The sequence below is a fragment of the Chryseobacterium sp. DT-167 genome (genome assembly GCF_058310155.1).
On sequence record NZ_JBZEEQ010000015.1, the window covers coordinates 101,679 to 110,952 of the forward strand.

Sequence of the window (9,274 nt, forward strand, 5' to 3'; positions counted from 1 at the left end):
AGTTATAGTATTAAGTTGTAAGTGTATTAATATATATATATATATTAATACACTCCTTAAAGATGTATCATGAAATTATAAAATTTCCATTATTGTACTAGAAAAATTAAATACAAATTTGTCTGGTTATATTTAGAATTTATATTGCCTGCTGTGAATACTAATAAATTGAAATTTGTGTAACGGTTTTATCATGGTTATTTTAAAACATTAAAAATAATTAATTTTTCACATAATTTTTATGGTTTTCCATAAATAACAAAAATAAAAACCATTATAAAGTCCAATATCAGTATTTTCACTGAATTTATTAACGACTACAAATTTTGTATACTTAAGAAAAAATCCCAACTCTTGTCAAGTTTTACTTATAAAATTTACATTATTTCCCCAGGCACTTCTGTACCCCAACAGCAATTCCAACAATATTAACTGTGCTTCTTTTAACTTTTCTTTGTTAACACCAAACTTGTTTGACCAGTATTCCAGCTCCCAAGTTTCGTTCACATTGCATCTTGAGGTCTTCTTTTACTTAAATCGCCACTCATAATAAATAATTTTTTGTCAGTAAAGTAAATGTAAAGAGATTTAATATTATATCATTACGGTTTTCCGTAAAATGAAAAATCCCAACTTTCGTTAGGATTTTCTTCTATTATGATTTTTAAATTCTTTTTGTAATTCTTTAATTTCAATTTGAAGTTTTTCATAATCAATGTCAGTCAACTTAGTAAATAAAATCAATATATCAATTTTAAAAAAATTACAGAATTTAACAATACTTTCTACTGTAGGATTTGTTTCTGCTCTCTCAATTCTACCCACTTGATTACTTGAAAGATTAATCTCATTTCCAAGTTGTAATTGCGAAAGTTTGTTCTTTAGCCTGTAAAATTGAAAGATTTTTCCAATTTGAAATTTTAAGTCATCTACTTCCCATATATACATTTAGTAAATTTTGGACTTTCTTATATTTTTCATAAACACATATATGTGTTATTGTTATTTTTTTATTATATTTGTAAAATAAGTTACAGTAATGTAACTTTGCGATACTTCAAAGAAATATTAGAAGCTATTGCTTAGAATCTTGTATTAGAAAACTGGTAATTTTAGAATGCACAAGACGATAAGCAGAAAGCTCACGACCTAGGCGTGGGCTCTCTTATCTTGTGCAAAGGTATACCAGTACCTCTAATACTGATAATGTAGAGTCTCACGCTGTTTTTCAAATGCTGTACGCCTTACCTCTACATTAAAATCTAAGCCCGCTTCCTAAAAAATAGTATCAGATTATACGATACAATAGGAGGGTACAACCTATTGCGGCTTTCAATAGCTCACTCGGGACACAGATTCATTCATATTAAATTCTTTCCGGTGCCTTGCGGTCACTGCTTACAGATCCTCACCAGTCCTTTTTCATACCAAAGGGCATCAGGAAAGTTTTTATCCATCGATGAATCCATCACATTAATTACAAAAAATAAAAAAACAAAAAAGCCCCTTCCCATACAGTTTGACGACATAGGGAAAGAGCAGATCAGTAATTAATTTAACGATTAAAAACCTTTTACAAATCTATGAAAAATTCCTATTACAAGATAGGAGGTATTTTCTTTGGCCTTATGCTGACCGTTGTCAGCACCAACACAAAAGCCCAAACACGCACCATTTCCGGTACCGTTACTGCATCCAACAAACCACTTTCGGGAGTTAGTATATCCCAAGAGGGAAGTGATCAGGTAACGACCACCGGCGAAACCGGAACCTATACATTAAAGGTTTCAGAAGAAAATCCCATCCTATTGTTCAGACATCCTGATTATGCTGAAGAACGAATCACAGCAAGTAATCAGACCGTCGTCAATATCAGCTTAGAACAAAAAGTAAAGGGAATCGAAGAAGTTATTCTCAACGCTGGCTACTACAAGGTCAAAGACAGGGAAAGAACCGGTAGTATCGCCAAAGTTTCAGCAAAAGACATAGAAAACCAGCCTGTGACCAATGTTCTGTCAGCAGCACAGGGGAGAATGGCCGGGGTCAACATTACACAGAATTCAGGCACGCCTGGTGGTGGCTTTGATGTTCAGATAAGAGGACGAAACAGTCTTAGAAATCTGACCAACTCGGAAATTGACGGCAATCAGCCTCTCTACGTGATTGACGGCGTTCCGGTAGGCGGATCGGTGACATCATTATACACGGCAACCATATTTCCTGCCAGAAGCATCAACCCTTTAAACAGCATCAGTCCGAATGATATCGAAAGTATCGAAATCCTTAAAGATGCAGATGCTACGGCTATTTACGGATCAAGAGGAGCCAACGGCGTGATCCTTGTCAATACCAAAAAAGGAAAATCCAAAAGATTGGTCACAACGCTTAACACCAATTATGCACTGAGTTCAGTCGCTTCCCGAATGAAGATGATGAACACCGCGCAGTATCTGGATATGAGAAATCAGGCCTTCACAAATGACGGAATCAACACGTATCCTGTCAATGCCTATGATATCAATGGCTCTTGGGATCAGAACCGGGATACCGATTGGGCAAAGTACCTTCTGGGAAATACTGCTTCGTCCTATACGACTCAGTTATCCTTGAGCGGTGGAAGTGAAACAACCTCATTTTTACTAAGTGTGGGACATACCGAGCAGGGATCTATTTTCAGAGATGATTTCAGATACAGAACCAACACCATAAACGGGAGTATTTCTCACCAGTCTTTAGACAGAAAGTTTCAGCTGACGCTGTCCAATATTTTTTCAAAGATTGATAACAATGTGATTCGTGAGGACATCTCACGCCCCGCTTATCTGTTATCTCCCAATGCTCCGGTGCTGTATCAGAATGACGGCAGCCTGAACTGGGAGAACAATACGTTTAACAATCCGGTTGCCCTATATAACAGTACCTATGAAAATGATAACCTCCAGTTTATCTCCAACCTTAATATGCAGTATGAACTCCTTAAAGATTTCAGGATCAAACTGAACGGAGGGATCAATTACAATACCTTTGAAGAATGGGCATTTCAGCCGAATACGATCTATAATCCGGCAACCGCCACAGGACAGTCGAGTATTTATTCAAGAACCTCCAAGAATAATCAAAACCGATTTTCCTACATCCTTGAACCTCAATTGGAGTGGAGCAGGACAGGGGAGAAGCATCAGATCTCTGTACTGCTAGGCAGCAGTATACAAAACGAGAATAACAGCTCAGGCTCTCTCGTAGGAGTAGGCTTTGACAGTAATCTATTCATGAATAACATCAGTGCTGCCAAAACCAGAACCATCGGCAATCAGATTACCGCTGAGTACCGATATGCCGCTTTATTCGGAAGAATTAATTACCAATACCAAAAAAAATACATCCTTAATCTAACCGGCCGACGAGATGGCAGCAGCCGTTTTGGTCCCAATAATCGCTTTGCCAATTTCGGAGCGGTAGGTGCAGCATGGTTAATAACCAATGAGAATTTTTTAAAGGACTCAAAATGGATCAGCTTTGCCAAATTACGGGGAAGTTTGGGGACCGCAGGAAGCGATAATATCGGAGACTATCAGTATCTGGATAATTATACCGTTTCTACGCTGATCTACAATAATACCGCAGGATTGCTTCCGTCAAAACTTTTCAATCCCGATTTCAGCTGGGAAAAAACAACCAAGCTGGAAGCGGCGATAGAGTTAGGCTTTCTCAAGAATGCTATCAATCTTACTGCGGCGTGGTACAGGAACCGCTCTTCAAATCAATTAGTAGGAATTCAGCTCCCAGCCGTCACAGGTTTCAGTTCCGTACTGGCTAATCTGGATGCCACCGTTGAAAACAGCGGATATGAATTTGAACTGGGAGCAAGACCTTTCCGAGGGAAAGATTTTAGCTGGGAAACCAGTTTCAATATCAGTTTTCCTAAAAACAAATTGTTGTCTTTTCCAAGATTGGAAGGATCAACCTATTCCAACAGGTATGTAATCGGTGAGTCTACTTCAATCGTCAAACTGTATCAGTTTGAAGGCATCAACCCTGCCACTGGTCTGTATCAGTTTACGGACTACAACGGCGATGGAAAAATATCCTCACCGAATGATAATAAAGTCATCGGCGATACCGATGTGAAGTTTTTCGGAGGTTGGAACAACAGTTTCAGGTTGAAGAACTGGGATTTTTCATTTCTGTTTCAATTCGTTAAAAGGGATAATTTCAACTACAACAGAACGATGCTGATGCCCGGAAGTATGAACAATCAACCTGTAGAAGTTCTTAATGTATGGTCACCTTCCAATCCGTCAGGAGTATATATGCCGTACAGTTCAGGAGCAGACGGAACGAAAGCCTCGTTGCATACGTATTTCCAAAACAGTACCGCTTCGCTTTCAGACGCATCTTTCATCAGATTGAAAAATATTCAGATCGGCTATACACTTCCTCTGGAGTCAGAGATTTTTAAAAGTGTGAAACTCTATCTTCAGGGACAGAATCTCCTGACGATAACCAAATATTTTGGGATCGATCCTGAATTTATGGCATCGGGCTTTCTGCCTCCGCTCAAAACCTATTCCGTGGGTGCACAAATCAGTTTTTAACTTAAATATTGAACAATGAAAAATTTACATTATAGATATATCATCGCAGTGACTTTGAGCATCTGCCTGTCACTGATCTCATGTGAAAATCTGGTTGAGGTAGAAGATCCTACCAATCAAATCAGTACCAACCTTGTATTTGAGGATATTCAGACCGCCAACGCTGCGTTAGCAGGAGTATATGCCGGCTTATGGGAAGATTCTCCGATATCCGGAGGGGCGAAGGGTTCAGGGCCTCTCCTGGGAATATATGCCGATGACCTTGATAATTTTGCATCTTCCATTACCAATGCAGAATACGACCTGTACCAAAATATTCATACTGACAACAACAGTGCGGTATTGGCTTACTGGACATCCGCTTACCAGAAAGTATATCAGGTGAATGCTATTTTAGAAGGGGTAGAAGTATCTTCAGGAATCAGCCAGCAAAATAAGCAACGGCTGAAGGGAGAGGCATTAGCGATTCGCTCTGTCCTTTTTTTCTACCTCCAGCAGACCTTCGGAGATATTGCCTATCCGGTCACGACCAATTATCAGATCAATCAATCCATTTCCAGAGCCCCTTCTGATGAAGTATTAGAAAGACTGGAAAGCGATCTGAGAGAGTCGATCAGCCTCTTATCAGATCAGTACAGAGAACCCGAAAGAATTGTTCTGAATCGGAAGGCTGCTGAATTTATGTTGACCAAAGTATTAATGACGCAAGGAAAATGGAATGAATCTGAAATTCTTTTAAAAGGAATTATTTCTGATCCACAGTACCAATTTGAGAACGATCTTTCCAAAGTGTTTTTGAAAACCGGAAAGCATATTCTTTGGCAGCTCAAACCTAAAAATGCTGTTGATCCGACAAAGGAATCGACGTTGTATTATTTTGTCAATTCCGCGCCATCTATTCATGCACTTTCCAATGATCTGATCAACAGTTTTACTGCGGGTGATCTTCGGAAGAGCCAGTGGATTACAGGGGTAACTTTTAATCAGGTTACAAAATACAGAGCCTCAAAATACAAGGCAACGAGCAATAACAGTACGGAGTATTCAATTGTCTTCAGACTCGAAGAAGTTAATCTGCTGCTGGCTGAATCTTTAGCTAATCAGGATAAAATGTCGGAAGCAATTCCATTAATTAATAAGACAAGACTAAGAGCGGGCTTAACTGCATTGCCATTGAGCCTCTCGAAACAACAAACACTTCAGGAAATTACAGCAGAAAACAGAAAAGAATTTTTTACCGAGATGGGAAATCGATTCATGCATCTGAAAAGAAGAAATCTTTTATCGGAACTCATTTCGTCTAAACCCAATTTTAAGACCTTCCATAAAGTATGGCCGGTTCCGATGAAAGAACTGCTGTTGAATAAAAATCTTGATCCTCAGAATGAAGGCTATTAAACATCTCATCATGCTTTTGGTTGCTATACTTTCATCATTAATGAGTGGCCAAATAAAGAACATCCCAAAATCGCCGGCGCCTAAACTCGCCGGCATTTCTGCATCGGCGGAACAGTACAAAATCAGCATAGCAGGTCAATCTACCGATATGGAGTGGGTAGCTGTACGAAAATGGTATTATAAAAACAGTGATACCATACTGGTTTTTAACCGGCACTTCGTTCAAAAGCCTGTATTGACACTGACTAAGATAAATTCAGTGGAATTTTTAGGAAAAAATAAATTGCTTGTATCAGGCGAAGGAAAAGCATGGTTTTATGATTTAAAAATGAAAACAAAAAAGGAGTATGAAGATATAATACAAGTTGAAGTAAACGAGCCCAAGGATGGAAATTCAATGTTTGCGATATTTTATAAAGGTCGTTTTTTGGAAATCTATGACAAAAAAGGAAGTTTAAAAGATAGGTTTACGGATGTCATAAGCTTTCAGGCTTTTAAAGAAAAAGGTTTTTTGATTCGCCAAAAAAATATTTCAATCAGTAGAGTTAGTTGGGTCAAAGATTCAGAAATAGTTCCATTATTCAGTACGTCCGCATCAATCAGTCAGCTTAAAGTTTCAGATGACAGTACTGTTATTATGATCAACGAAAGTGTCGGACATTATATCGATGGGGACAAACAAGTTTCGAGAAGCAAAATACACATTGTTGATCTCGTTACGGGCAAATCTGTAGAGTTTGACTTCAGTAATGAAAAAGATTTTACCGACTTAACCATGTCCAGAATTGGTACCTCCAATTCATTTCTTTTAGGTCTGCATAAAAAGACGGAAGCAGACAATCAATTGTTGGAAATTTGGTACAGCAATGAGAGCAATATCAAATCTGTGTATCAGGGAAAAACTTTAAAGAAGTTTTATATTCTCAATTTAAATAACGAAACTGCTGAACAATTAAATGATTATTCAGAAGAGATGTTTATGGCATTTACCAATAACCGCTATTTATTAAGATACCATCCTCATCAAGGTCAAGATTATGTGTTTTGGAAACCGACCATAAAGATTCATCTGTATGATATCACTTCTTCAAAAGAAACTTCTCTGGGAGATTTTGCCGGAGTTGATTACAAAGCACCTCAGGTGATCTACAGCCCGGACGGTCAGTTTATTTTAGGAAGTGAGGACAGAAAAAAATGGAAACTATGGAATATCGAAAATTTATCTAAAATGTACATTCCTGTGGATGATTTAAAAACTCCTGTTTACACAGAAGATGGTCGGTCTGTATATTTTAATAGTTGTAATGGGATCTGGGTATATGATCTTGCAACATCGAACCTTATGCGAATGAAGGAAACAGAAGGAGAAGCCAGCTTGGTTAATATTAATATCAACAGGCAGTTTTACGAATACCATTTTGCTTCTCAGACGGTAAATAGTGAAAAACCGTTGCTGGTTAAAACTATTGATTCAAAAAATAATGTGGTCACATATGATGTTGTAAAAAACAGGAAAAAGACAACCATTATTTTAAAAACGAAGGATAAACTGTCAGATTTGTCATACAATCCATTGTTCAATCAATTTTTTTATCTGACTGAAAATTACAACAAACCTCCTGAACTGTACAGTCAGCAAAATAGAAAGAATCCAAGAATAATTTACAGTTCTAACAGTACCGATAAAATTGCAAATCAATTTAAGCAGGAGATAATCAACTATTCTAATTCTAAAGGTCAACCATTGAAAGGAACCTTATATTATCCTCTCAATTATGATGCGTCGAAGAAATATCCTATGGTCGTTAAGGTGTATCAGAATCAAAGAGCGTATGCAAAGGAATACCTTGTTAAAGGATATGCCAGTTATGTTGCATATGATAAGAGATCTTTGATTGAGAAAGGCTACTTTGTCTATGAACCCGATATTGTATTTGGAAAAAAGGGAACCGGGATTGAAGCTTTAGATTGTATCAATCACGCTTTGGATGCACTATTAAATATAAGCTCAATGGATTTCAAAAAGATTGCTTTGATCGGGCATTCTCATGGAGGATATATCACGAATTTTATCGCAACGCAGTCGGATCGTTTTGCCACCTACATTTCAGGAGCGGGGAACAGTGATATTGTAAGATCTTATTTTTCCTATAACAGAAACTTTCATACCCCATTTTACATGCAGTTTGAAAGCGGTCAATATGAAATGCCTGGTCCGTTTTCTCAAGACAAAGAACTGTATATCAAAAATAATCCGATCTATTATGTAGATCAAGTTTCCGCACCGATACTGCTATGGGCAGGAAAGAAAGATGAAAATATTTTCTGGGAACAGGCTCAGGAGTTTTACATCGGTTTAAAGCGAAATCATAAAAATGCAGTCGCATTGTTTTATACTAAAGGAGATCACTCTTTAAGCATGGGTACGGCAGAAAAAGAGGATCTACACAGACGTTCAGCAGAGTGGTTGGATTATTTTCTTAAAGATAAAAAAGATGTGGAATGGATCAGCAGACAGACGAAAAAGGACGCTTTATAGTATTCATATCATCTCCTAATTTTTTAATTCTATGAAGTTTTATTCGTTAGATTATGTTATTGTTGGATTTACTTTTCTGCTAATATAAGTTCAATCATATCTGAGGTTTCATTTTTATGTTAATCCAAAAATTGGGAAAGGAGTCTATGTATTTAAAATTATAATAAGTTGCATCATCATTTTAAACACGTCAAGTTTTGTCGTCTTATCGACTTAACTTTGCAAAATCGGACATGATAACACTCATATTAATTCTTTTTAAAAGTTAATGATATCTGTTAAAAAAAGTTAAATTTGCGATATAAAATTAATAACAAATCATGAAAAAACTCTACATGAGTGCATTATTCCTATGCACAGTTATGGGCGTTTCAGCTCAGGATGTGGTTTGGCAGAAAGATATCAAATCCTCCACTCAGGATTTTCTTTCGCAGGTGACCACAACTATCGATCAGCAATATTTGATTACAGGAAGCTCGATTCAATCAAAAAAGATCACTTCAGAAAACAAACAAAACAACGGTTACGATTTTCATCTTGTTAAACTCAATCAGCAGGGTGAAGAGGTCTGGGAAAAACATTTCTCAGGACAGAATCATGATTTTATCGGATCAACTGTGGCTACCCAGGAAGGTGGATTTTTAGCAGTTGGCACCTCGTTTTCGGGGAAAGGGTTAGATAAAAAAGACGATTCCAAAGGCGGATCGGATTTTTGGCTCATCAGAATCAATGAATTCGGAGA

General features: G+C 37.3%; 5 protein-coding genes and 1 pseudogene. 4 read left to right on the forward strand and 2 right to left on the reverse strand.

Going from position 1 to position 9,274, the window contains the following annotated elements:
* Nucleotides 1-357: 357 nt before the first annotated feature.
* Both AC4FQ5_RS17715 and AC4FQ5_RS17720 read right to left on the reverse strand, forming a co-directional pair.
* Entirely contained in the window at nt 358-507 is a 150-nt protein-coding gene (locus tag AC4FQ5_RS17715; protein WP_491145467.1) for a DUF3606 domain-containing protein, read from the reverse strand.
* Nucleotides 508-639: 132 nt separating this feature from the next.
* Nucleotides 640-948 (reverse strand): helix-turn-helix domain-containing protein, encoded by a 309-nt coding sequence (locus tag AC4FQ5_RS17720; protein WP_491145469.1) that lies wholly within the window; start codon nt 946-948, stop codon nt 640-642.
* 635 nt (nt 949-1,583) lie between these two features.
* Between AC4FQ5_RS17720 and AC4FQ5_RS17725 the strand changes: the two genes are divergently transcribed.
* The 4 genes and pseudogenes from AC4FQ5_RS17725 to AC4FQ5_RS17740 all read left to right on the forward strand — a co-directional run.
* Entirely contained in the window at nt 1,584-4,595 is a 3,012-nt protein-coding gene (locus AC4FQ5_RS17725) for a SusC/RagA family TonB-linked outer membrane protein (protein WP_491145471.1), read from the forward strand.
* Between the two features lie 15 nt (nt 4,596-4,610).
* Nucleotides 4,611-5,993, forward strand: coding sequence for a RagB/SusD family nutrient uptake outer membrane protein (locus AC4FQ5_RS17730; RefSeq protein ID WP_491145473.1), 1,383 nt, complete (start codon nt 4,611-4,613; stop codon nt 5,991-5,993).
* Nucleotides 5,980-8,532, forward strand: a complete 2,553-nt coding sequence (locus AC4FQ5_RS17735; RefSeq protein ID WP_491145475.1) for a S9 family peptidase — start codon at nt 5,980-5,982, stop codon at nt 8,530-8,532. Before AC4FQ5_RS17730 ends, AC4FQ5_RS17735 begins: the two co-directional genes overlap by 14 nt.
* Before the next feature lie 320 nt (nt 8,533-8,852).
* Nucleotides 8,853-9,274, forward strand: a pseudogene (locus tag AC4FQ5_RS17740) (T9SS type A sorting domain-containing protein); the annotation flags it as partial.